Below are 23,403 nucleotides of genomic sequence, written 5' to 3' on the forward strand. Positions count from 1 at the left end.
ACCAATAATCTATTACCAATCAAAAACAATATTTATTCTCATCTATCAATTTCTTTGCGATTCGCTGACGTGCATCTTTCACATTAAATGGCTGTGCTTTCGTGAATCTGCGCAAACCAACCAACATCATATTCAGTTCATCACCTTCACCAAAAGAATATAATGCTTCTTTACCGGCGGCGCTGATTTTATCAATAGCACCATACAGGTAGATCTTAGCCATATCTTTTGCATAGTCTGCTTTATCAGATCCTGTATGCAGCAATTTTTCTGCGCGCAACAAGACTGACTCGGTGATATAAACATACCCGATAATATCAGCAATATTCATGAGGATTTCCTCTTCTTTGGAAAGGGACATCATCAATTTTTGCACAGCTGCTCCCGCAATCAATAACCCTGCTTTTTTAAGGTTTGCCACAATTTTCTTTTCTACAGCGAAAGGCGCATCGTCCTCTTCACCAAAATCCAGAATAGCGAGAAGCTCTCCGGCTACAGCTTGGGCAGGTCCCATCAGATCCAATTCACCTTTCATGGCCCGTTTTAACAGCATGTCAACGACAAGCAATCGATTCACTTCATTCGTACCTTCAAAGATCCTGTTGATCCGTGAATCCCGATAAGCGCGTTCCATTGGCGCATCTGCCGAGTAACCCATTCCACCATAAATCTGTACCCCTTCGTCAACCACATAATCCAACATCTCCGAACACCATACTTTGATGATAGCGCACTCAATTGCAAACTGCTCCACAGACTTCAATTTTGCTTTAGCTTCATCCATACCGCCAGCAATCAATGCATCGTAGGCATCATCAATATTTTGACCGGCACGATATGATGCCGACTCCACAGCAAACAAACGTGTTGCCATCTCAGCCAGCTTATAACGAATGGCGCCAAATTTAGAAATCGGCAGATTAAACTGCACACGTTCATTGGCATACTGCACCGCATGATTGATCACCATACGTGCCGAACCGATCGTGGCGGCGCCCAGTTTTATACGACCAATATTCAGGATATTTACAGCAATCTTAAATCCATTTTCACGATCAGAAAGCATATTCTCTACAGGAACGGCGCAATCATTGAAAAAGATCTGACGTGTTGAAGATCCCTTAATACCCAATTTATGTTCTTCGGGATTCATCGTGATGCCACCAAAGTCTTTCTCGACAATAAATGCCGTCAGGTTTTTATCATCATCGATTTTTGCAAATACGATAAAGATATCTGCAAAACCACCGTTTGTAATCCACATTTTTTGTCCGTTGATCAAATAATGTGTCCCTTCGGCATTTAATTTTGCGGAAGTACGACCCGAATTTGCGTCCGATCCAGCATTGGGCTCTGTCAAACAATACGACGCCTTCCATTCACCAGTAGCAAGCTTTGGAACATATTTTGCCTTTTGGGCATCATTACCATAATACAAAATAGGCAGCGTACCGATTCCCGTATGAGCAGACAATGCGACAGCAAAAGAAAACCCGCCACCTACTGCATCGGCAACAAGCATAGAAGTGTTGAAATTCTTGCCGAAACCACCATATTCTTCGGGAATAGAAACACCCAACATCCCCAGTTCACCAGCCTTATCCATCAAACTAGGCATAAGTCCTTCTTCTTGCGCATCGATACGGTCCAGCTTGTTCAATACTTCTGTATCCAAGAAATCCAAGCAGGTCTGACGAATCATTTTGGCTTCTTCATCAAATTCTTCCGGAATAAAAACGGCTGTATAGGGAGTCTCTCTAATCACGAACTCTCCGCCTTTAATTGCTTTATTTTCACCCATTGTCTTTTTAGATTTATATGGACCAGCAAATCACTGCTTAGTGATGATGCTGTCCACAATTTTTAAATACTTCTATGCGTTATGAGATCAGAGATCCATATTTCGTTTATATTGCTATTCTTAGCGGCTAATTTTAATCCAATAACTCAAAAATACCAGCAGCTCCCTGACCAGTTCCGACACACATCGTCACCATGCCGTATTTTTTGCCTCTGCGTTTTAACTCGTTTAAGACTTGGACCGTCAATTTAGCTCCTGTACATCCAAGTGGATGCCCTAAAGCGATGGCACCGCCATTGACATTTACTTTCTCTTCGTCTAATCCAAGTTCACGAATAACGGCTAGCGATTGAGAGGCGAAAGCTTCATTCAGCTCAAAGAGGTCAATATCTTCCTTTTTAAGACCGGCTCTTGCCAAAGCCTTGGGTATGGCATAGATAGGTCCGATACCCATAATGCGGGGCGGAACACCTGCTACAGCAAAACTAACGAGCTTTGCTATAGGTTTTACACCAAGCTCTTTCACTTTTGCTTCAGACATCACCAAGACAAATGCAGCCCCATCAGAAGTTTGTGAGGAATTCCCTGCTGTCACGGAACCATTCGCTGCAAAAACTGGTTTTAATTTCCCTAAAGCTTCCAGGGAAGTATCGGCTCGAGGACCTTCATCCGTATCAACGACATATTCACGCGTTGCAATCTTGCCGTCCTTCAAATAATTTTCTTTTACGGTGATAGGTACGATACCATCTTTCAAATGACCATTTTGAATAGCTGCAACTGCCTTTTGATTTGACTTAAGTGCAAAAGCATCCTGATCTTCACGTGAGACATTGTAATCTTTGGCCACAGCTTCGGCAGTCAATCCCATACCCCAATACCAATCTGGATGTTCTTTTGCCACGACAGGATTAGGCACAATTTTCCAACCTCCAAAGGGCATTCCGGACATCACCTCTACCCCACCGGCAATAATAACATCGGCCATCCCAGTCTTGATCTTTGCTACCGCTGTTGCAATAGTCTCCAAACCTGAAGCGCAGTATCGATTAACGGTTACTCCCGGGACCTTATCCGTGTCTAATCCCATCAGTGAAATGAAACGTGCCATATTGAGTCCCTGCTCCGCTTCCGGCATGGCATTCCCAACGATGACATCATCTATATCTTCTTTATTTAAATTTGGCACAGTGGATACAAGATGTTTAATAACATCCGTGGCTAAATCATCCGCCCGCATAAAGCGAAATACTCCCCGCGGCGCTTTGCCTACTGCTGTACGAAATCCTGCTACTATATATGCTTCCATTATTTTTATTTTTTTCGTGAGTAGTGATTTTTAGTTCCGTAAAGGCTTACCCTTGGTCAGCATAAATTGAATCCTTTCAAGCGTTTTGCGTTCGGCACAAAGCTCGAGGAAAGTTTTACGTTCAAGATCCAGTAGATACTGTTCAGACACTTCGGTCGGTGACGATAAATTTCCACCGCACATCACCCAGCCTAGTTTTTCTGAGATCTTTCGATCATAATCAGAGATATAATTACCTTCACGCATCGATGAAGCCCCCACATACACGATCCCTAATCCTTGGTTTCCTAAAACCTTGATATCATTGCGTGGAGCAGGCTGAACATAACCCTCATCAGCCAATTCCAGTGCCTTTGCTTTGGCATCTGCCAAAAGGCGGGCACGGTTCATTGTAATTGCAAATTTATCTTTCTGCAAATAGCCGAGTTCATAGGCTTCATAAGCAGAAGTCGAAACTTTCGCCTGCCCAATGGTCAGGAATTTATCTTTTAAGGTGTTCTGAACAATCTGATCCTCCTTAAATTCCTCCGAGGCACGTAGTGTAAATTCTTTGGTTCCACCGCCACCGGGGATAACACCAACGCCAAGTTCAACCAAGCCCATATAAGTTTCGGCGTGAGCCTGAACAAAATCAGCATGCATGGAGAATTCACAGCCCCCACCGAGGGTCATTTGAAATGGCGCAACGACTACAGGTATTGACGAATAGCGTAAGCGCATGGATGTATTTTGAAAGGCACGAACGGCCATATTCAATTCATCAAAATCCTGTTCTACGGCCATCATGAAAATCATTCCAATGTTGGCTCCAGCAGAAAAGTTCTTCCCATCATTGGACACCACTAAACCGCGATATTCCTTTTCAGCGAGATCAATAGCTTTATTCAGGCCCTGGATAACATCTCCGCCAATGGTATTCATCTTGGTATGAAATTCACAGTTAATGATACCATCGCCAAGATCAATAATAGAAACACCCGTATTTTTCCAGATTGTTTTACTTTCCCGAATATGATCCAATACGATCAGATCTTCCGTTCCGGGAATAGCTTTATAAGATTTGGTCGCAATATCATAATAGTGACGTACACCATTTTCAATTTTATAGAATGATTCACATCCCGCTTCCAACATCTCGTGTACCCAGGAAGCAACCTCCCCATCCTGACCTGGAAGTCGTTTTTCTTCGGCCTTAATTTTAGCTAAGGTCTCTCGGACACCTAGCGCATCCCATACTTCAAATGGTCCTAACTCCCAACCAAATCCAGCACGCATGGCATCATCAATGCGGAAGAAGTCATCTGTAATTTCGGGAACACGGCGGGACACATATTCAAACAATGGATAATGCATGGCACGGAAAAGTTCCGCCGCTTTATCGCTTCCTTGTTCATATACTTTCATCCGCTTGCGGATATCCTCCACAGGCTTGGTGGCTTCCAAAGTAGCTGATTTCACTTTTTGCTGTGAACCAAATTCCAGTGTTTTTAGATTTAAAGACAAAATCTCCGAATTACCATCGGCAGCTTTTACTTTTTCATAAAACCCTTTCTTGGTTTTCTCACCCAACCATTTATTCTCTACCATCTTATTGATGAATGTTGGAAGTTGGAAGACACCCTTGGCTTCATCTTCGGGCGCATTCTGTGCCAGTCCATTGGCAACATTCACCAAGGTATCAAGTCCTACAACGTCAGCCGTACGAAAAGTTGCCGATTTGGGATGCCCCATTGCGGGACCGGTATATTTGTCGACCTCTTCCACTGTCAACCCCAAGGGTTCCACTAAATGGGTAACCGCCAACATCGAATAAACACCGATACGATTACCAATAAATGCTGGTGTATCCTTACACAATACAACCGATTTTCCCAGCATCTTATCGCCAAAGTGAAGAATAAAATCAATTACCTCAGGCTTGGTGTGCGGTGTGGGAATAACTTCCAATAAAGGAAGATAGCGTGGTGGATTGAAGAAGTGCGTACCGCAGAAATGATCTTTAAAATCTTCACTTCTGTCCGCTGTCATTAAATGAATAGGAATACCAGAAGTATTGGAAGTAATCAATGTTCCAGGTTTACGAAATTGCTCAACACGCTCGAAAACAGACTTTTTAACATCAAGTCGCTCAACGACAACCTCTATGATCCAGTCCACATGAGCAATATCTTTTAGATTATCATCAAAATTTCCTGTTTTGATACGTCTGACAAATGACTTGCTATAAATTGGCGAAGGGTTTGTTTTTAAAGCCGTTTCTAGGGAGCTGTTGACAATTCGGTCCCGAACGACCTTACTCTCCAGCGTGAGACCTTTGGCTTGTTCCGCTGGCAGCAGTTCACGCGGAACGATATCCAACAATAAAACTTCAACACCAATGTTAGCAAAATGACAAGCAATTCGCGAGCCCATAACACCCGAACCGAGAACCGCCACTTTTCTAATATTTCTGTTCATCATAACATATTTATCATGCACTTCTGTACATTTGGTTTAACTTCTAAACGATTACTTCTTCCTTGTAACTGGTTGCAAGCTCATTGAGTTTCGCTAAAGAAGCAATCAATTGATCACGTTCATTTTCTGAAAAATTATCCGCTAAGTATTGATTGAAATTACGCACCACATCCTTGGCAATTCTTCTTTTCTCCCGACCCAATTCAGTCAAGTATACTTTTACTGACCTTTTGTCGGTTTCACTCGTTTCACGGTATATAAATCCCAATGACTCCAAATTATTTAACACCCGAGACAAACTAGTTGTTTTAACTCCTGTCAAATTTGCAATCTGAGAAACAGGTGTACCCTCTTTATGGATGTTAATCAAAATATAACCTGCAGCCTGGGTAAAACCGTACTGCGAAGCAATTTGATTATATTTATTGGCAATTGTCTGCCAGCCTGTTTTTAAAAAATAGTCGATTGTCTGATTTTGGTTCATAAGCGTACTCACAAGCTATTTATTATGCTTGCATAACAAATATACCAGTTAGTAATCAGAATAACAAGATCCAAAATATAAATTTTGTCATATATTCGTCAGCATGACTGCGCTTCATATTTCTTAGCTGAATTTGCCAATAATAGAAAATGTGGAAAACTTTTAAGCACTGAAATACAACCAAATAAAACAAAACATAAAACTTTTATTAACAGCTCCTGTTTAATAATCAAAATTAATTCCGTTAACTTTGTCCTGAACAAACATCAACACCGTATGGCTTTAGTAAACATACCTCGCTTGGACTTGCTACATTATACTCAAGGAACCCAAGAACAACGAAATCAATTCATCCAAGATATTGGCAAGGCTTTTAACGAAACGGGCTTTGTAACGATTGCAAATCATGGCTTATCAAAAGAGCTGATTGAAGAGTTATATCAGGTAGTTCCTGAATTTTTTGGTTTGCCGACCGAGACGAAGGAACAATATGAATTTCCAGAACTTGCAGGCCAACGTGGCTATACAGCAAAAGGAAGAGAAAAAGCGAAAGATGCGAAGACTCCTGATTTAAAGGAATTTTGGCAACGCGGTCAAACGATCGTTGGTGAAGAATACTCCAAAGCTGATTTTCCGGACAATCCCGAAGTGGCCGAAATACCCCGCTTTAACGGTGTGACAGCGGAGGTCTATAAAAAATTAGAAGATACAGGCCGGGACTTATTAAAAGCGATTGCTACCTACCTCGATCTGGAAGAAAATTACTTTGAAAAATATGTTATCAATGGTAATTCTATTCTACGTGCAATACACTACTTCCCAATCAGCGATCCTGATGCCTTATCTCCAGATGCCGTACGTGCAGGCGCTCACGAAGATATCAACCTCATCACCTTATTGATTGGGGCTAGTGCAGATGGACTTGAAGTATTGACAAAAGACGGAGAATGGTTCCCTATCAAAGCCAAAGGTGAAGATATCGTCATCAATGTAGGTGATATGTTACAACGGTTAACAAACAATAAGTTGAAATCTACTACGCATCGCGTAGTAAACCCGCCACGTGAAAAAATGGGTACTTCCCGTTTTTCTATTCCATTCTTTTTACATCCAAAATCCTCCATGAGTTTGGCTTCATTAGATTCCTGCATCGATGCGGAACACCCGAAGGTCTACGAAGATTATACCGCTGGTCAGTACCTGGATGAACGATTAAGAGAAATCGGATTAAAAATGTAAGACTCCGCATCATTTAAATTGGTTTAAATGAGCAAAACAGCATATAAAAAAGAAATGGTCGATCCTAGGATCGACCATTTCTTTTTTACGGATATGAAAACTATTTCAATTTATAACCTATACCAACATTCATAAAGATATTATGCAATCCGAAACTAATACTTTCAAATCCAGTTTTCATAATATTATTGAAGCCATAATCCAACTGTGCCAACGCAAAGAATCTTTTGTCGATAGCATAATGTGCCCCCAAACTCATACCAACATCGATACTCCTAACACTCTCCGAGAAATCATAATCGGCATTATCCACAACAATTTTATTTCCAGTAGGTTCTTCATGTCTAAGATAGCCATTATAGGCCTCGCCATAGAATTGCTTTCTTACCGCAAAAGAAATATAAGGACCTGCCTGCACATTCCAACGATTTGAAAGCTGATAAGTAGCTTGAATCGGCACAGACAGATACAGATTATGCACTTTGGTTGTAATATCACCCGTATAATAACCTCTCAGCTCCTCTTTTGCATCATTCACAGCATTGAATGTCGTCTTGTATCCTTTAACACTCGCTTTTGTATCCATTCCCTTTCCTTCGAAGACGAGTCCCAAAGATACTCCCCATTTGGGATCAATATGATAGTTTGCCCTTGCTCCGACAAAAAAGGGAACATTCGGATTATAGCTTTTAATTTTTCGGATTTCACGTGGCAACGATAGTGGTGCTGCTCCGCCGATCTTACCGCCAACCATCACATCGAAGCCTAATTTACTTTCATCCGATGTATTTTCCTGAGCATTTGCAACAGATCCTATCAAAACCATCGCAGCCAGTGCGATTGTATATTTTATCATTTTCATTATTTCTTCGTTACAATTTTGAGATCATCCACCGTTAACTTACTACCGACAGCACCAATAAAATTATCACCATATTTACTCGAAGACATTACAATAGCAATGCTATAATCCAAATTGGCAACGTCAGCATCGTTTACTTTCGCCGTGTACTTAAATGGCAATGTAAACTTGACAAAACCATCGGTCGCTGTTGCGCCACCATTTTCCAGCCTGGCTATAGCCACTATACTTGGATCTTTCAAAATATTATGTCCGGTCAAATAGGAAACTTTCTTCTTCGGATCAGGTTCCGAATCCATCAGCTGCTTGCGATTATAAAAAACCGCATAGATATCGCAGGAATCTTTGGTATTGACCGGTTTCATGTTTTCATCCGTCACATTCGCGCCTGGACTATATTTATAGTAACCTTCCAAAACCAACGGTATCTGATTGAAAGGAAGACCAAACTGCGTTGCCGACAGCGGATCTGTCAATACAGGTCCCGTATCAAACGCTCCTATAAAAAGATTTCCGGCAGCAATAGGTTTCTTGAACATCGCCCCAAAAGCACCGGTCAACTTCGTTTCCAATAAAGCCGCTTTCGATCCTGAATGTGCATCCGAACTCGTTTTAGTAGGATATGATTCGGGTTCCTTTGCACCTCCCCCTAAGCTCAGTGTCAAGGAGAAACTTGGATTTCCGGAAGCCCAATTATAGAAATCCTGACCATCAATTTTATTATAAAATATGGTGTATTTATCATCCTTATCGATCGCCGTATCTTCAAAACCATATTCTGTTGGAACAAATCCACCATCTGTTTTCACAATTTTAATCAGGTAGTTCTTTGTAAACTGATGATCTTCGGACGTAACTTTATAATATACGCCGTTTTTTAGCAATTCATCAACGATTACTTTATTCATATCCTGAGTTCCGACCGGCATTTTCAAAGAATCCTTCAAAAGCTCAATCGAGGCACCAGGAGTCAGGTCAAAAGTCATATTCAACTTGGTAAGATCATGAATATTGGGCTGAAGATAAAGTGTAACTTGCGTATTTGAGATGACCGGGTTCAGCAAGAAGACATCTTCATCGGCATGAACACCGACAATATCCGCTTCCATATTAAGCGCTTCCTCCTTTATACAACTTCCCAAACTGAAAAGAAGCATAAAACAGATTACCCACGAGTAATTTCGTGTTCGTTTCATAAAAATAATATTTAGTGTAAATTTAATGATCGATGTTATTGAGCGATACATCGATTTGGCAAAGCTACCATTCCTCGCTCCAAAAACAGCTCTTTTAACTCCTTTTATGCACCAAGCAACTAATTCTTTACACGTAAAACACACTTAGCGCCCGCTAATTTCTTGTCTAATCTTCGCGGGCAGGCTTTCGACAATAAGTTGATAGCTATGCAAAATCAACTCTTCAAGCTTTCTATCATCAAGTTCCCGATTGGCAATAATGGTATTCCAATGCTTTTTATTCATATGATACCCGGGAAGCACTGTGTGTTCGTGCCTTTCACGCAGTTCGATTGCCCATTCGGGATTACACTTCACATTAAACCGCAGCTGATCAATCTGATCTAGTCCCACCAATAAAAAAATCTTGCCGCCAACCTTAAATACCAGTGTATCCGGACCGAATGGCGTCTCTTCCATAACTGGTCCAATAGATAAACAATATTCCCTCAGATCTTCAATGTTCATATTTTTTTTAGTTTTAGTTATCGCTTAAGCTAATCTGAATGCCCACCATAAAATGGGCAATAATTCATATAAAGCTAACAAAAACAGCGGGTCGTTTTACTTAAAATCTTTTAATCTTTAGCAAAGGCGATATTAAATCTATTGGCAATAAAGCAATACGGATACAAAGAAAAACAAATGCGGAATAAACTGGAATTAGACAATGAAAAGGATAGGACAACTTCGGCCTTTATAGGAATTATCGACGGATATGAAGCGGTACTCATTCGGAGCTTCTTCGCTTGTAACCGAAGAAGCTCCGAATGAGTACCGAACAAGTACCGAGGAAGCACCGAACAAGCAGCGTTAAAAGGCAGAATATATTATACTGAAATAGGCTTACATATACCAAAGTTAAACGCGGACTGTTACAGCGAATTCTTTCACTTTTTCAAACCATGCTCAGGAAAGACCAGGTCTACTCCTGAGATGATTATCCGGTTAAACTTTAAAATTGCCAGTCTATTATAAAGATGTATTTTTTCTTATTTTTCTAGCAAAGCCTGGATTTCCTTTTGGATTTCGGTTCCTTTATCGGCATTGTACCACTTTTGAATCTCCTCTTTGATTTCGGAGAAATCTGCCCCTTGCGCTTTCATATTCAAAAACAGCTCCTGGCAGGCTTGCGGTCTTGGACCCCAGACAGACAAATCCTGTCCCTGTTCATTACGTATCACCAGAATTGGAATAGATTTACCTCCGTTGGTTAAATAAGAATCGATCAGAAACGGAGCGCTGTCACGCAGTTGGATATCCACGGTAATATTGGGATTTTTTGAGGCCATCTTCGCCAACATAGGCACCGAATGCGCTGCATCCCCGCACCAAGGTTCAGTAATAATGATCCATTGTTGCTTTTCAGTAATTGACTCCACAAATTGTTCAAAAGTCGACGTTGGTTCAAAGCGTTTTAACCAACGGCCCATTCTTGTCCAGTTCATTTTTGTGTACTGATAATATTCATCATCTTGATAGGTAGGGTGATTCTCAGGATGATTTAAGATATCTTCGAATTGTTGTAAGTAATTTTCAAACGTCATAATACCAATTTTGTGCAAAGGTAAATTTTACTTCTAACTTTCTCAAAAAACCTTCCGCCAACAATCTGTATTGAATGCAATAAAAAAAATGATGCTCAAAAAGTACATGTACAGCAAGAAAAAATGTGATTTCCTCTACCTTATATACCAAAGATTTTACATTCAGAAGAGATGTTTTACATTTATTAACGATTAAGTAAATTATATTTGAAAGATACAACCCGTACATGAAAAGATTAGTTCAATTAATACTTTTACTATTTATCGTCATCAACAGTGCTTACTCCCAAATAAACATCAAGGGGAGGATTCTAGACAAGGCGGATGACAAGCCCCTGACCAATGCTTCCATTATTTTACTGAACCGCGATTCAGTCCTCCGTTATTTTAACCGAGCCAATGAAGAGGGAAAATTCCAGGTCAAAAATATCAAACCCGGGAGCTATATTATTTTGGCCACGTACCCCAAGTTTGAACTATATAGTGATACGATCCAAATTGCAGACAAAGATCTCGATCTGCATGATATCAAAATAAATTCCCAAAGAAATGTTTTGCAGGAGGTGATTGTCACCCGACGTCTTCCAATTACACTGAAAGGCGACACCATCGAATATGATGCGGCGAGTTTTGCAACAGAAAAGAATGCGAAGTTAGAAGATTTACTACGCCGTCTACCCGGTTTTACGGTTACGGGAGACGGAAGTATCACTGCTCAAGGGAAATCAGTACAGAAGGTTTTTATTGATGGGGAAGAATTTTTTGGTTATGATCCTAAAATAGCCATTCGAAATGTACGGGCAGATGCCGTTGACAAGGTGCAGCTCTATGAGAAAAAATCGGAGGAGGCTGAGCTGTCAGGTATCGATGATGGCGTAAGAATCCAGACAGTTAATGTTGTACTCAAAGAGAAAGCAAGAAAGGGTATCTTTGGAAACATGGAAGCATTGGCTGGATCAAAAGAATTGTATGCGGGAAATCTCTTTGCGGCCAAATTTAATAAGACTGAGCGGATTGGCATCACCGCGAGTCACAACAACATGGGTAGTTCAAGCGGCCGTGAAGGCTCTCTACGCATGAACAACCAAATTACGGGCGCACCACTGAACACAAACCTTGGCGCCAATTATGAAAATCAGTTCTTCAAAAAAGCCCTAAAAGTCAATGCCAACTATGGTTACGACAACAACAGCAACAGGAATCACTCGGAGACTTACAATAAGAATGTACTACCAGACGAGTCCATTCAGGAAAAAAACAGCAAAAACGATAATGAAAGGCATAGTCGAAGCAATGGTTTAAGGTCAACCCTTAACATGCGACTGGATTCCACGCAAACTATGGAACTTCAATCCAATGCCAATTGGGCCAACAATTCTAATCTAACCTATACAGACAGCAAAACGGGCGACGGATCAGGTAATCCGATCAGCGACTTTAGGGAGAACAATCAATCCAATTCTTCAAGCTCCAACAATAATTTCCGTTTAAATTATAGAAAACGATTAAAAGCGGGTCGTTCTGTAAACCTAATGGTCGGGAATAACCATAAAGAGTCAAATTCAGACAGCAAAGTCTATTCGCGAACCTATTTCTACAAAACAGGAGATAGCACAATTATTGACCAAGACCGGCACGGACGGAATAGCGGAAATGACTTCAACTCGTCAATTAACTTCAATAACCGAATCAGCGATTACATTAATTTGGCGCTAGGTTATAGCTTTAATCATTCGAAGAATACGAACACACAAAATTCGACAGACAATATCACGCAAAAGTTTGATTCACTGTATTCTCAAAATCAGATTGACAATAACACCAATCAAGGTGTTAATATTAACTTTTCTTATCGTAAAGAAAAGCTGGAAATCAATTTCTCAAACCGTACGTTCTACAAGAATCAAAAGTTAAATGATAGTTACAGATCAATCGATCTCGCCCGGAATTTTTGGGACAACAATTTAAACGTTGATGCGAATTATCGTCTTTCAAATAGCAAAAATATACGTTTAGCTTATCAAAGTTCGAATATCATCCCCTCCTTCGATCAGCTACAACCACTGCAACCTCAAACCAACCCTTTGTTTCAACAAGTTGGTAATCCGGACCTAAAACGCGCGGTGAACAATAATATTTCGGCCAATTATAATGCTTTCAGTTTATTGAAAGGAACCAACATCAATATCAACGGAAACTTATCTTTCGTAAATAATCCGATTGTCAACAAAACAACCATACTGGACAACTCTGCCCAGATCAGTACTTATGAAAATCTATCTGGTAAATCCAACTGGAATGGCGGTTTGAATATCAACCATATGCAGCCCTTGGCCAATCGTCGTATCAATTTTAACAAAAGTGCAAACGTTAGATTTAACAATAGCTATAGCTACACCAAATTTGAAGGCGGACAATCCGGCGGCGAGTTTCTGCTGAACAATGCAAAGAATACCAACTTCAGCCTAGGTTCAAGCTTAAATGAGCAAGATTCAGAAGGATTCGATTTCGACCTTTCTGCAAACGCAGGCTTTAATATCCAGCAAAACTCGATCAACACACAATACAATGCAACAAGTTTTCAAGGTGGGACCTCAGCCTATGTCAAATACTTTCTACCGAAGAAGTTTAATATCATGGCCAACATCTTCTATAGCTATACAGGACCTACGAAACTTTATAAGAAATCAATCAATCAATTTTATACCAATATCGAATTGGAGAAAAAAGTACTGAAAGATGAGAGCATGACACTCAGTGTGAAGGCCTTTGACCTCTTCAATACGTTTAACAACACACGCCGTAATGCGAGTGACACCAACTACTCCGAATCCGTTCAACAGGTATTGACACAGTATTTCTTGGTCGGTGTAAAATGGGATTTTAACAAATATCTAGGGAAAGGAAATGATTAAAAAAATATATTTAACCGTAATCATCTGCTGTTTATGTGGCTTATCGCTTCAGGCGCAATACGCCTATTTTGGAAGTAGGGGTACCATTAGTTTTGACAAAGTCACCTACACAAAAGCACGCATACGGCAGATGTCCAACGACATGAGCTCGAAAGGGATGGACAGAGGTATGGGAATGGTCGAATATCTCGACAAGGTACCGGATTCACATACAGAAAAATTAAACTTCTACTTTGATGAGAATTCTACCGTGTTGATGCCCGAGGAAAGCCAGGGTACCGAAAAACAACGTGCTGAAGTAAAAATGGCTGCCCCTACGATAAGTTCGGCCAATGGCAGAGGGGGCAGATCTCAGGGTGCGGCCCGAATCGGAGGAAACCAAAGGGGGCAGTTTAGAGGTGGTGCCAACAAGAATGGCAAAGTCCTCTACCAGGATCTGAAAGCGGGTACAGCAGACATCCAGCTTGACATCGACGAAAAATACATTCTTTCGGAAACATTGGACAGCATCACTTGGCGTTTCACGGAGGAGTTCCGCAATATTGCTGGTGTAAACTGCCGTAGAGTCAACGGCGCCACCAAAGACTCACTTTATCTGATTGCTTACTATTCGGAAGAAATCCCAGTATCAGCAGGACCAGCCTTGAGTCATGGCCTCCCGGGAATGATATTGGGTCTTGTCATCCCAGAAATGCACATTCAATATTGGGCTACAAATATCGCCTATACCAATAAACTTGTTCCTTCTGATTGGCGGGATAAGAAATCAAAAAAAATGAAACTTGCCGAATTCTCGGAAATCTTTGGCAGATATATGCCACGTAATCGCCAAAACGAGTCAGCAAAAAAAAGGATATTAGAGCAACTGGTATATTGAAAATGTCAGTTTGGCAGTACCTAAAGACAAATTGATGACAAATAGTGTTTTTTTTACAAAACTTTTGGATTGGCATAAGGGTTGATAATAGACTGATAGAATTTATTTAAGTAAAAAATTAAAACACAAGATATGTCTAAAATTATAGGAATTGACTTAGGTACTACAAACTCATGTGTTGCCGTAATGGAAGGTAACGAGCCTGTAGTAATTACGAACAACGAAGGTAAACGTACAACTCCTTCGATCGTAGCTTTCGTAGAAGGTGGCGAGCGCAAAGTTGGGGATCCAGCAAAGCGTCAAGCAATTACTAACCCGCATAAAACTATTTATTCCATCAAGCGTTTTATGGGACTTTCATACGATGAAGCTGTGAAAGAAGCTGAACACGTACCTTATAATATCGTTAAAGGTGACAACAATACACCTCGTGTAGAAATTGATGACCGCAAATATACACCACAAGAGATCTCTGCAATGATTCTTCAAAAAATGAAGAAAACAGCTGAGGATTTCTTAGGTCAAGAAGTAACTGAAGCTGTTATTACAGTTCCTGCATATTTCAACGACGCACAACGTCAAGCAACAAAAGAAGCTGGTGAAATCGCTGGTTTATCTGTAAAACGTATCATCAACGAGCCTACAGCAGCAGCTTTAGCTTACGGTTTGGACAAAGCACACAAAGACATGAAAATTGCTGTGTTTGACTGTGGTGGTGGTACACATGACGTTTCCGTATTGGAATTAGGTGACGGTGTATTTGAAGTTAAATCTACTGACGGTGACACACACTTAGGTGGTGATGACTTTGATAACGTAATCATCAACTGGTTGAACGAAGAATTCAAAAGTGAAAACAATGGCTTTGACTTGAAAAAAGATCCAATGGCATTGCAACGTTTGAAAGAAGCTGCTGAGAAAGCGAAAATTGAATTATCAAGCGCAACTTCTACTGAAATCAACTTGCCATATATCACTGCTGATGCAACTGGTCCAAAACACTTAGTTCGTTCATTATCACGCGCTAAATTTGAGGCTTTGGCAGCTGACTTGATCAAGAGAACAATTGCTCCTTGTGAGTCTGCATTGAAAAATGCTGGTTTCAGCAAATCTGATATTGACGAAATTATCTTAGTAGGTGGTTCTACTCGTATCCCTGCAATCGTTGAAGCTGTAAAAGCATTCTTCGGAAAAGAACCTTCTAAAGGTGTAAACCCTGATGAAGTTGTAGCTTTAGGTGCTGCTATCCAAGGTGGTGTATTGACAGGTGAAGTAAAAGACGTTTTATTATTGGATGTTACTCCACTTTCATTAGGTATTGAAACAATGGGTGGTGTGATGACTAAATTGATCGAAGCAAATACAACAATTCCAACTAAAAAATCGGAAACGTTCTCTACTGCTTCAGACAATCAGCCATCTGTAGAAATTCACATCTTACAAGGTGAGCGTCCTATGGCAACCCAAAACCGTACAATCGGCCGTTTCCATTTGAATGACATTCCACCAGCTCCTCGTGGCGTTCCTCAAATCGAAGTTACTTTTGATATTGATGCTAATGGTATCATCAAAGTATCTGCGAAAGATAAAGCTACTGGAAAAGAACAAAATATCCGTATCGAAGCATCTTCAGGTTTGTCTGACGACGAAATCAAACGCATGAAAGAAGAAGCTGAAGCAAATGCTGATGCTGACAAAAAAATGAAAGAAGAAGCTGACAAAGTAAATGCAGCTGACGCTTTAATCTTCTCAACTGAAAAACAATTGAAAGAATATGGCGATAAAATTTCAGCAGATAAAAAAGCGCCAATTGAAGCTGGCTTAACAAAATTAAAAGCTGCTTACGAAGCGAAAAACTTTGCTGATATCGACGCTGCTTCCGAAGAATTGCAAAATGCTTGGAATGCTGCCTCTGAAGAAATGTATGCTGCTTCTCAAGGTGGTGCACAACAACCTCAAGGTGATGCAGGTCAAGCTCAAGGTGGAAACCAAGGTGGTGATGATGTAACTGACGTAGATTACGAAGAAGTGAAGTAATCACTCCTCCTCATAAAAAAAGCTCCGGGATTAACAACCTGGAGCTTTTTTTTGTCTATCATTTTCACTACCTCACTTCACATTCAGCGAAATCCTGCTTATGGATTTCTAGCTACTTCTTATTTTTATAGTGACTTAATATTCCTTTGTCCAATGTCGCCCATATACCTGCTGGCATAGCCGCCTTCTTTAAGGCATTATTTGTCCAGGTATTGCAGGAATAAAACATGCTATAGGCTCCTTTTGCTTCATAAAAAGCGTCTGAGTCACCATACTGTGCATCTGTTTTCACCAAAATAGTTTCCGCTTGATTTCGATCCAACGAATCTTCTATGTATTTTATCAGATCTCGGTATTGGGATCTACTGATTTGATAAGCAAAACATAATTCATCCTGCTGAACCGAATTGTAATAGGTCACATGAATGGCAGACTCCCCCAATCCAAAGGCAGCAACAAAAGCCGTCGATGCTTTTAGATCCTTCCATTCTGGTGTATCCAAATAGAATCCTTTATCACCCCAACCGATACCCACATACCGATATCCGCTATGTTTCCCAACGGTATTCCCATAAGGAAATAGTTGCGACCAATCCATATCTTCGTTAACGACAGGCAATACAATATCCGTATGAATACCATTGGACTGAACAAAAACCTGAATCGTCTTCTCTTCGTCTATATTCTTCTTTGGAGCCGAAATCCTTGACAGACTGTATTCAGCAACAATATAGAGCACACAAAAAGACAACAATCCTAAAATAATATAACCAAACACCTTAAGAATTTTTTTCATCTAAGATCTATTTCCGCTCAATTAATCTAGCGCACAGGTCAAAAAAAACCTGTATTGCTTGACAATACAGGTTCAATATAAGCTATTTCTTTTAGCTCTTAAAATAACTTTTCAGGATATATTCCATCAGCTACTAATTTCGAAATCGATTCTTGTACGATAGGTTTATCTTCTTTATAAGTTACGCCAAACCATTTCGAAGAAGTTGGAATCACTTTAAAATCAGCCAACTTATGTTTCACCATATAATCCGGTACGGAAGGAATGAAAAATTCTGCTTTTAAATTCTCCTTATTTTCCTCAACAAATGCAGGGAACATCGCCTGCGCCACTTCGAAAATCTTTGGTGTAAAACCCCAAAAATTCATCGAAACACGGGTTTTTGGATCTAGATCTGTTTCAACACCATTTTCTTCATAAACGATTTTACGATCGTCACCTTCACCTTTGTAGTATATATTTGTACGTTCAGTTACACTTTCCATGTGTCCAGAAGGGGTAACCTCACATACTCCGCGTGAAACATAACCATAATCAGACATGGTATTTCCTACCTGGAAGCCCATCAATGACATTTGCTCGTCAGAGACTTCGGTTGTTAAGAATTGGGCCATTTTTTGAAAAGAATCCGAGCCATAGAAATCGTCTGCATTGATTACACAAAAAGGTTCATGCACTTTATCCTTAGCGCTCATCACCGCATGGGCAGTACCCCAAGGTTTAGTTCTTTCGATAACGTGGCTAACACCGAATTTCGTTAGGTCAAAATCTTGAAAAGCGTAATCTACTTCTATTTTACCTTTCAATTTTTCATCAAATACCGATTTCATCTTTTCCAGAAATTCTTCCCGGATAATGAATACAACTTTTCCAAATCCTGCGCGAATGGCATCGTAAATTGAATAGTCAATAATTGTCTCGCCGTGTGGGCCAAAACCGTCTACTTGTTTTAAAGAACCATACCGGCTAGCCATTCCTGCTGCCAAAATCAAAAGGGTTGGTTTACTCATATTTAAATTGCGTTAATAGAATTTTCTTTTCGTCCGCAAACTTAGCTAAATTTGCCCTTAAAAGCAAATCTAGCTAAGTTCAGCTCCACCTTCAAAGGTATAGTATTGAAACGAAAAGAATCAAAAAATTATTGTTATTTCTTTTTTAAGAATGCGTTTAATAAACCCGTCGCTAATTTACCCAAAAACTTAACTCCTTCCCGTGCTAGAGTCGTTGTCGCAGTTCGTTGTGCAGCCTCCAAAGGCGTCTGTCTTCTGGAAGAAGGCCGACTTGCCTTCTCTGCTTCTTTTTCCTGTGCCGCACGTTGTTGTTCCTGCTCCGCTGCCTGCATTCTTTCATCTATGATTTCAGCTGCAGAACGATTTTCTTGTCGCTCCTGGTATTTAGCTTTCAAATCAGACTGATTGATAATCTGGTTGATTGTTGCATCAGCTGCAGGCCCCATCACGGCACGTGCCGGTACCAAATGCGTAGCAACAACCTCTGTAGGAATACCTTTGTCATTCAATACGGTAATCAATGCCTGTCCCGTCCCCAAAGCGGTCAACACCTGATCAATTTCATAAAAATCAGATTTTGGATACGTTTTAACTGTCTTCTTTAAGTTTTCAGCATCATTGGGTGTAAAGGCACGCAATGCATGCTGTACCCGATTTCCCAATTGCGCCAATACAGACTCCGGCACATCGGTTGGAGACTGTGTACAGAAGAAAACACCAATCCCCTTCGAACGGATAAGACGAATAATCTGATCCACCTGTGTCAAAAAGGCTTTAGGAGCTCCGTTGAACAGCAGATGGGCTTCATCAAAGAAAAAGACCAGCTTCGGTTTATCCAGGTCGCCAACTTCGGGCATATTTTTAAACAATTGTGCCAACAAACTCAATAAGAATGTAGAATACAGTATGGGCTGATCCTGCACATCGGAAATATTCAACAGGCTAATCACGCCCCTACCATCTACTTTTTGAAACAAATCGTTGATATCAAACTCTTTCTCGCCAAAGATATGAGCCAAACCTTGCTGCTCCAGGGCGACGATCTTACGCAGGATAGTTCCCGAGCTGGCGGAACTAATCTTACCATAATCGCTTTTGATTTCTTCGCTACCGGGTCCTTCTGAAAGGTAGCTTAGCAGTTTTTTAGTATCTGAAAAATCGATCAATGGCATTTGATGATCTTGCGCATATTTAAACATCGCGGCCAATACCCCTGTTTGTGTTTCATTGAGCTCCAGGATCCGGCCCAGCAAGACCGGTCCGAAATCTTCTACGGTAATCCGCATAGGAATCCCCTTATTGCCAGAAAGTGAATACAGTTCAACGGGAAACGACGACGGCTCAAACGGCACCCCCACAGCGTTTCCCCGATCAATAAGGGCCTGATTGGTGACACCTGGTTCTGCTAAGCCTGATAGATCGCCTTTGACATCCAGCATAAATACAGGTACAGCGGCATCCGACAACTGTTCGGCGATCAATTGCAACGTACGCGTTTTACCGGTTCCGGTGGCCCCGGCAATAAGTCCGTGACGGTTCATCATTTTCAAGGCTAAATTCACTTTCGCTTCAGCCAAAATTTCACCATTGAGCATTCCCGCTCCCAGATAGATAAATGCTCCTTTGGGATTATAGGAGGCCTGGACCTTCTCAATAAATTGTTCTTTATTTGCCATATGAAAGGCTTAATATTTATAAATCAAAAAAAATTGAAAACTTTTCAAAAAATAATCTCTTCGTCACAATTTCGTGCCAAATTTTATTTTTAGTGCACTATTAATTTGAATTTAACATAGAATTACTATTTTTACGATGTAAAACAGTAAGATTAAAGGTAATAAAAAATGTTAAATAAGAGATTTAGATTTGTGGCAGCATTCCTTTGTGCTATCATCTTTTTCACAAAGATGGCCATTTCTATTTCGCCTATTTTTTCCAACAGCTTAGATCGAAGCACCATCTTACAAGTCGTTTTACAACTGGAAATCGAAAACAATAACGGTGCAAGTAACGATACACTTGAAACCGCCTCAAAATTTTTCAATACAAAAACAGAAGAACCTATTGTATTTGAAACCATTACCGTTGAGAACCAAGGAAAACAGAAGAATTATCTTAAAAATGAGAAAAGCATTTTAGCTTTCCATCCTACGGTTCCAACACCGCCTCCTAACTGTTAATACAGGCATCCCTGAGTTAGGGATGTATTTCCATCGACCCGCATGCAAAAGATAAAGCATGTGCGGTATCCTTGATTTTTCTGAAGTAACCTTATCTGCTTTAGCTTGGTTGAATCTTATCGTTGAGCTTTCTCAGCAAGACGCTTTGTCAATGCTATTGAAGGTCATATGATATAACGATACAAAGCTACAGCTAGCTAAAGGTTGCCTGATGAAAACTTTATTTATAGATAAACACAAATTTTATGTTTGGAACTCGTACGTCGGCTTTTCTGAAACTATCGAAAAGAGACTTAAAATATGACTTCCCTGCTAGTGTTGTGGTGTTTTTGGTGGCACTTCCATTATGTTTGGGAATTGCAATGGCTTCTGGTGCGCCATTGTTTGCAGGATTATTGACTGGTGTAATTGGTGGAATCGTTGTCGCTTCAATCAGTAAATCACCACTCAGTGTAAGTGGGCCAGCTGCAGGCCTTACCGTTATTGTCTTAGGTGCTATTCAGAGCCTAGGTGCATATGAAACCTTTCTACTTGCCGTCGTGATCGCTGGTGTAGTACAGATCATTCTTGGCATATTAAAAGCCGGGATGATCGGCAATTATTTCCCTTCAGCGGTCATTGTAGGTATGCTTGCTGCGATCGGTATCACAATTATCATGAAGCAGATTCCTTTGGCATTGGGCTTAGTGGAAACACATGCCTTCGAAATGGACAATGGACATGGTATTGGCGCCTATTTTGATACGATCGCCTCTGCGATCAACTTTGGGGCATTAATCATCTGTGCACTATCATTGGCAATCCTAATCTTCTGGCCATCTATTCCAAAGCTTAATAAGATTCCGGCCCCATTGGTTGTCGTGATTCTGGGCGTAAGCTTAGCTTATTTTTTCAACGGCTCAGCGTTCCAATTGCATGACAAACAATTTGTTTTGGTCCCTATTGTAGGTTCTTTTGCGGAACTCACAGGATTATTTACCCTACCGGACTTCACACAGATTGTCAACAAAGAGGTGTGGATAGCTGCATTTACGATTGCAATTATTGCAAGCCTAGAAACCTTATTGAGCATCGAGGCGGTTGATAAAATAGACCCTTACAAAAGAAATACGCCAACCAACCGTGAACTCGTTGCACAAGGAATCGGTAACATGACCAGTGGACTTCTAGGCGGTCTACCATTGACATCCGTTATCGTACGCTCATCAGCAAACGTCAATGCAGGTGGAAAAACGAGACAGTCTGCTATCATGCATGGTATGTGGCTATTGGTCGCTATGCTCGCTATCCCAACAATGCTGAATATGATTCCTTTGGCCTGTCTTGCAGCTATCCTTCTCCATACAGGATATAAATTAGCCAAACCAAGTCTATTCACCTCGATGTACAAAAAGGGCTTAGATCAATTTATTCCATTTTTTGTCACCATAGTAGCGATCGTGTTTACCGATCTTCTTATGGGTGTAGGAATAGGTATTGTCGTGGCGACATTCTATATTTTGAGAGCAAATATGAAAAATGCTTTCAAATATAATGTTGAAAAAGACAATGAAGAAGATAAGGCCGTCATTACATTAGCGGAGGAAGTATCCTTTTTGAACAAGGTTCCGATCCAACAGAAATTATACAGCTTACCAAAATCTATCAGTAAGATCCGCATCGATGGAACATTCAGTAAATTTATAGACAAGGATGTCATCGAAGTCATAAAAGATTTTGAGCAGAACGCGAGAAGTAAGGGAAAAGACATCGAGCTTTTGCAGGTTGTCTATAAAAAACCCTCCTCATAAGGGAAAGGTTTTCCACGTATCGCGTAAGCCATTACCTTCCATCGTTCTACCAGCAATCCTTGGTTGAAATAAGAGGAAGGATTATTGAACATCAAGAACAGATTTTCAATAAAAAATAAGTTGTTTGAAGTAAACAATGAATTTAGACATTTGTATTATTATAATAAAATCGAAACGATGCCTTTGGGCAAGAGTGAAATAAGAAGAATATGGAAAATAAAGATTTAAAAATAGGATTTGACAATATCATAAAGGGAAATAAAGAGTGGATGGAATTTGTAAAGAATGACGCTACGGGACGCTTCCAACAACTTGCTAAAGGTCAAAATCCGGAAATTCTTTGGATCGGTTGTGCAGATAGCCGTGTACCCGCAAATGAATTGACAGGTACAAAGCCGGGGGAGGTTTTCGTTCACCGTAATATTGCCAACATGGTTATTCACTCGGATATGAGTATGCTTTCCGTATTAGACTATGCCGTGAATGTGCTGAAAGTAAAACATGTGATTATCGCTGGTCACTATGGCTGCGGTGGTGTTGCGGCTTCTTTAAGCCGTAAGCAGTATGGTATTATCGACAACTGGTTGGGCCATATCAAGGATGTCTATCGCTTACATAGCGCAGAGATCGATGCGATCCAGGAACATGATAAAAAAGTAAATCGCTTAATCGAGCTCAACGTACAAGAACAGGTTTTCAACCTTTGTGCGACGTCGATTATCCAAAACGCATGGAAAGAGCGTAATGATCTTGCGATACATGGAATGATTATCAATATCGGCACGGGAGAATTGATCGATCAACACTGTACCTTTACCAATAATGATGAGCTAGGTGAAGTCTTCGCTTATAAATAGAGTAGTA

Annotated in this window: 18 protein-coding genes; 7 read left to right on the top strand and 11 right to left on the bottom strand. The window is 40.5% G+C overall.

Annotated features, from left to right (window positions below; genetic code table 11):
• Positions 1 to 19: 19 nt before the first annotated feature.
• The 4 genes from GVK91_RS05585 to GVK91_RS05600 all read right to left on the bottom strand — a co-directional run bounded on the left by GVK91_RS05585 (position 20) and on the right by GVK91_RS05600 (position 6,051).
• Positions 20 to 1,801 (bottom strand): acyl-CoA dehydrogenase family protein, encoded by a 1,782-nt coding sequence (locus GVK91_RS05585; protein ID WP_159727408.1) that lies wholly within the window; start codon positions 1,799 to 1,801, stop codon positions 20 to 22.
• 133 nt (positions 1,802 to 1,934) lie between these two features.
• A complete protein-coding gene (locus tag GVK91_RS05590; RefSeq protein ID WP_088163166.1) occupies positions 1,935 to 3,110 on the bottom strand; it encodes an acetyl-CoA C-acyltransferase in 1,176 nt (391 codons plus the stop codon).
• 30 nt (positions 3,111 to 3,140) lie between these two features.
• Positions 3,141 to 5,570 carry a 3-hydroxyacyl-CoA dehydrogenase/enoyl-CoA hydratase family protein gene (locus tag GVK91_RS05595; RefSeq protein ID WP_159727410.1) on the bottom strand — a complete coding sequence of 810 codons (2,430 nt, stop codon included), beginning with the start codon at positions 5,568 to 5,570 and terminating at the stop codon, positions 3,141 to 3,143.
• Between the two features lie 40 nt (positions 5,571 to 5,610).
• Positions 5,611 to 6,051, bottom strand: a complete 441-nt coding sequence (locus GVK91_RS05600; protein ID WP_075995002.1) for a MarR family winged helix-turn-helix transcriptional regulator — start codon at positions 6,049 to 6,051, stop codon at positions 5,611 to 5,613.
• Between the two features lie 276 nt (positions 6,052 to 6,327).
• On the opposite strand from GVK91_RS05600, the gene GVK91_RS05605 reads away from it, so the two are divergent.
• On the top strand, positions 6,328 to 7,290 hold the full coding sequence (locus GVK91_RS05605) for an isopenicillin N synthase family oxygenase (RefSeq protein ID WP_153844324.1): 963 nt from the start codon (positions 6,328 to 6,330) through the stop codon (positions 7,288 to 7,290).
• Positions 7,291 to 7,390: 100 nt separating this feature from the next.
• Here the strand turns inward: GVK91_RS05605 and GVK91_RS05610 are convergent, their stop codons facing one another.
• The 4 genes from GVK91_RS05610 to GVK91_RS05625 all read right to left on the bottom strand — a co-directional run bounded on the left by GVK91_RS05610 (position 7,391) and on the right by GVK91_RS05625 (position 10,934).
• On the bottom strand, positions 7,391 to 8,146 hold the full coding sequence (locus tag GVK91_RS05610) for a porin family protein (RefSeq protein ID WP_227550062.1): 756 nt from the start codon (positions 8,144 to 8,146) through the stop codon (positions 7,391 to 7,393).
• A gap of 5 nt (positions 8,147 to 8,151) precedes the next feature.
• The gene (locus GVK91_RS05615; RefSeq protein ID WP_235032767.1) at positions 8,152 to 9,348 is read right to left on the bottom strand and encodes a PCMD domain-containing protein; all 1,197 of its coding nucleotides are present in this window, start codon (positions 9,346 to 9,348) and stop codon (positions 8,152 to 8,154) included.
• Positions 9,349 to 9,492: 144 nt separating this feature from the next.
• Complete coding sequence (locus tag GVK91_RS05620; protein ID WP_317164619.1) at positions 9,493 to 9,807, bottom strand: MmcQ/YjbR family DNA-binding protein; 315 nt, start codon at positions 9,805 to 9,807, stop codon at positions 9,493 to 9,495.
• 572 nt (positions 9,808 to 10,379) lie between these two features.
• Positions 10,380 to 10,934, bottom strand: a complete 555-nt coding sequence (locus GVK91_RS05625) for a thioredoxin family protein (RefSeq protein ID WP_159727414.1) — start codon at positions 10,932 to 10,934, stop codon at positions 10,380 to 10,382.
• 227 nt (positions 10,935 to 11,161) lie between these two features.
• Between GVK91_RS05625 and GVK91_RS05630 the strand changes: the two genes are divergently transcribed.
• The 3 genes from GVK91_RS05630 (at position 11,162) to dnaK (ending at position 16,763) form a co-directional block, all read left to right on the top strand.
• Positions 11,162 to 13,849 carry a TonB-dependent receptor gene (locus GVK91_RS05630; protein ID WP_159727416.1) on the top strand — a complete coding sequence of 896 codons (2,688 nt, stop codon included), beginning with the start codon at positions 11,162 to 11,164 and terminating at the stop codon, positions 13,847 to 13,849.
• Positions 13,842 to 14,726: a GLPGLI family protein gene (locus GVK91_RS05635; protein ID WP_153844329.1), complete on the top strand. Its 885-nt coding sequence runs from the start codon at positions 13,842 to 13,844 to the stop codon at positions 14,724 to 14,726. Before GVK91_RS05630 ends, GVK91_RS05635 begins: the two co-directional genes overlap by 8 nt.
• Before the next feature lie 132 nt (positions 14,727 to 14,858).
• Entirely contained in the window at positions 14,859 to 16,763 is a 1,905-nt protein-coding gene (gene dnaK / locus GVK91_RS05640; RefSeq protein WP_153844330.1) for a molecular chaperone DnaK, read from the top strand.
• Positions 16,764 to 16,875: 112 nt separating this feature from the next.
• On the opposite strand, the gene GVK91_RS05645 is transcribed toward dnaK, so the two are convergent.
• The 3 genes from GVK91_RS05645 to GVK91_RS05655 form a co-directional block, all read right to left on the bottom strand.
• The gene (locus GVK91_RS05645) at positions 16,876 to 17,559 is read right to left on the bottom strand and encodes a TIGR02117 family protein (protein WP_153844331.1); all 684 of its coding nucleotides are present in this window, start codon (positions 17,557 to 17,559) and stop codon (positions 16,876 to 16,878) included.
• 98 nt (positions 17,560 to 17,657) lie between these two features.
• Entirely contained in the window at positions 17,658 to 18,569 is a 912-nt protein-coding gene (locus GVK91_RS05650) for a sugar phosphate nucleotidyltransferase (protein ID WP_153844332.1), read from the bottom strand.
• Between the two features lie 134 nt (positions 18,570 to 18,703).
• On the bottom strand, positions 18,704 to 20,245 hold the full coding sequence (locus GVK91_RS05655) for a helicase HerA-like domain-containing protein (protein ID WP_153844333.1): 1,542 nt from the start codon (positions 20,243 to 20,245) through the stop codon (positions 18,704 to 18,706).
• Between the two features lie 168 nt (positions 20,246 to 20,413).
• Here GVK91_RS05655 and GVK91_RS05660 point away from each other — a divergent pair, with 168 nt between their 5' ends.
• From GVK91_RS05660 to GVK91_RS05670, 3 genes are all read left to right on the top strand, one after another.
• Entirely contained in the window at positions 20,414 to 20,749 is a 336-nt protein-coding gene (locus GVK91_RS05660) for a hypothetical protein (protein ID WP_227550064.1), read from the top strand.
• A 245-nt stretch (positions 20,750 to 20,994) separates the two neighbouring features.
• Positions 20,995 to 22,539, top strand: coding sequence for a SulP family inorganic anion transporter (locus GVK91_RS05665; protein ID WP_153844334.1), 1,545 nt, complete (start codon positions 20,995 to 20,997; stop codon positions 22,537 to 22,539).
• Between the two features lie 209 nt (positions 22,540 to 22,748).
• Positions 22,749 to 23,396, top strand: coding sequence for a carbonic anhydrase (locus tag GVK91_RS05670; protein ID WP_153844335.1), 648 nt, complete (start codon positions 22,749 to 22,751; stop codon positions 23,394 to 23,396).
• Positions 23,397 to 23,403 lie beyond the last annotated feature (7 nt).

The organism is Sphingobacterium sp. 18053 (genome assembly GCF_902706145.1).
GTDB lineage: Bacteria > Bacteroidota > Bacteroidia > Sphingobacteriales > Sphingobacteriaceae > Sphingobacterium > Sphingobacterium paramultivorum.

Excerpts from the sequence above, each read along its gene's own strand:
- GVK91_RS05660 (WP_227550064.1), top strand. The coding sequence starts at position 20,414 with ATGTTAAATAAGAGATTTAGATTTGTGGCAGCATTCCTTTGTGCTATC.
- GVK91_RS05610 (WP_227550062.1), bottom strand. The coding sequence starts at position 8,146 with ATGATAAAATATACAATCGCACTGGCTGCGATGGTTTTGATAGGATCT.
- GVK91_RS05595 (WP_159727410.1), bottom strand. The coding sequence starts at position 5,570 with ATGATGAACAGAAATATTAGAAAAGTGGCGGTTCTCGGTTCGGGTGTT.
- dnaK (WP_153844330.1), top strand. The coding sequence starts at position 14,859 with ATGTCTAAAATTATAGGAATTGACTTAGGTACTACAAACTCATGTGTT.
- GVK91_RS05590 (WP_088163166.1), bottom strand. The coding sequence starts at position 3,110 with ATGGAAGCATATATAGTAGCAGGATTTCGTACAGCAGTAGGCAAAGCG.
- GVK91_RS05600 (WP_075995002.1), bottom strand. The coding sequence starts at position 6,051 with ATGAACCAAAATCAGACAATCGACTATTTTTTAAAAACAGGCTGGCAG.
- GVK91_RS05665 (WP_153844334.1), top strand. The coding sequence starts at position 20,995 with ATGTTTGGAACTCGTACGTCGGCTTTTCTGAAACTATCGAAAAGAGAC.
- GVK91_RS05585 (WP_159727408.1), bottom strand. The coding sequence starts at position 1,801 with ATGGGTGAAAATAAAGCAATTAAAGGCGGAGAGTTCGTGATTAGAGAG.
- GVK91_RS05670 (WP_153844335.1), top strand. The coding sequence starts at position 22,749 with ATGGAAAATAAAGATTTAAAAATAGGATTTGACAATATCATAAAGGGA.
- GVK91_RS05620 (WP_317164619.1), bottom strand. The coding sequence starts at position 9,807 with ATGGAAGAGACGCCATTCGGTCCGGATACACTGGTATTTAAGGTTGGC.
- GVK91_RS05605 (WP_153844324.1), top strand. The coding sequence starts at position 6,328 with ATGGCTTTAGTAAACATACCTCGCTTGGACTTGCTACATTATACTCAA.
- GVK91_RS05625 (WP_159727414.1), bottom strand. The coding sequence starts at position 10,934 with ATGACGTTTGAAAATTACTTACAACAATTCGAAGATATCTTAAATCAT.
- GVK91_RS05645 (WP_153844331.1), bottom strand. The coding sequence starts at position 17,559 with ATGAAAAAAATTCTTAAGGTGTTTGGTTATATTATTTTAGGATTGTTG.
- GVK91_RS05650 (WP_153844332.1), bottom strand. The coding sequence starts at position 18,569 with ATGAGTAAACCAACCCTTTTGATTTTGGCAGCAGGAATGGCTAGCCGG.
- GVK91_RS05635 (WP_153844329.1), top strand. The coding sequence starts at position 13,842 with ATGATTAAAAAAATATATTTAACCGTAATCATCTGCTGTTTATGTGGC.
- GVK91_RS05655 (WP_153844333.1), bottom strand. The coding sequence starts at position 20,245 with ATGGCAAATAAAGAACAATTTATTGAGAAGGTCCAGGCCTCCTATAAT.
- GVK91_RS05615 (WP_235032767.1), bottom strand. The coding sequence starts at position 9,348 with ATGAAACGAACACGAAATTACTCGTGGGTAATCTGTTTTATGCTTCTT.
- GVK91_RS05630 (WP_159727416.1), top strand. The coding sequence starts at position 11,162 with ATGAAAAGATTAGTTCAATTAATACTTTTACTATTTATCGTCATCAAC.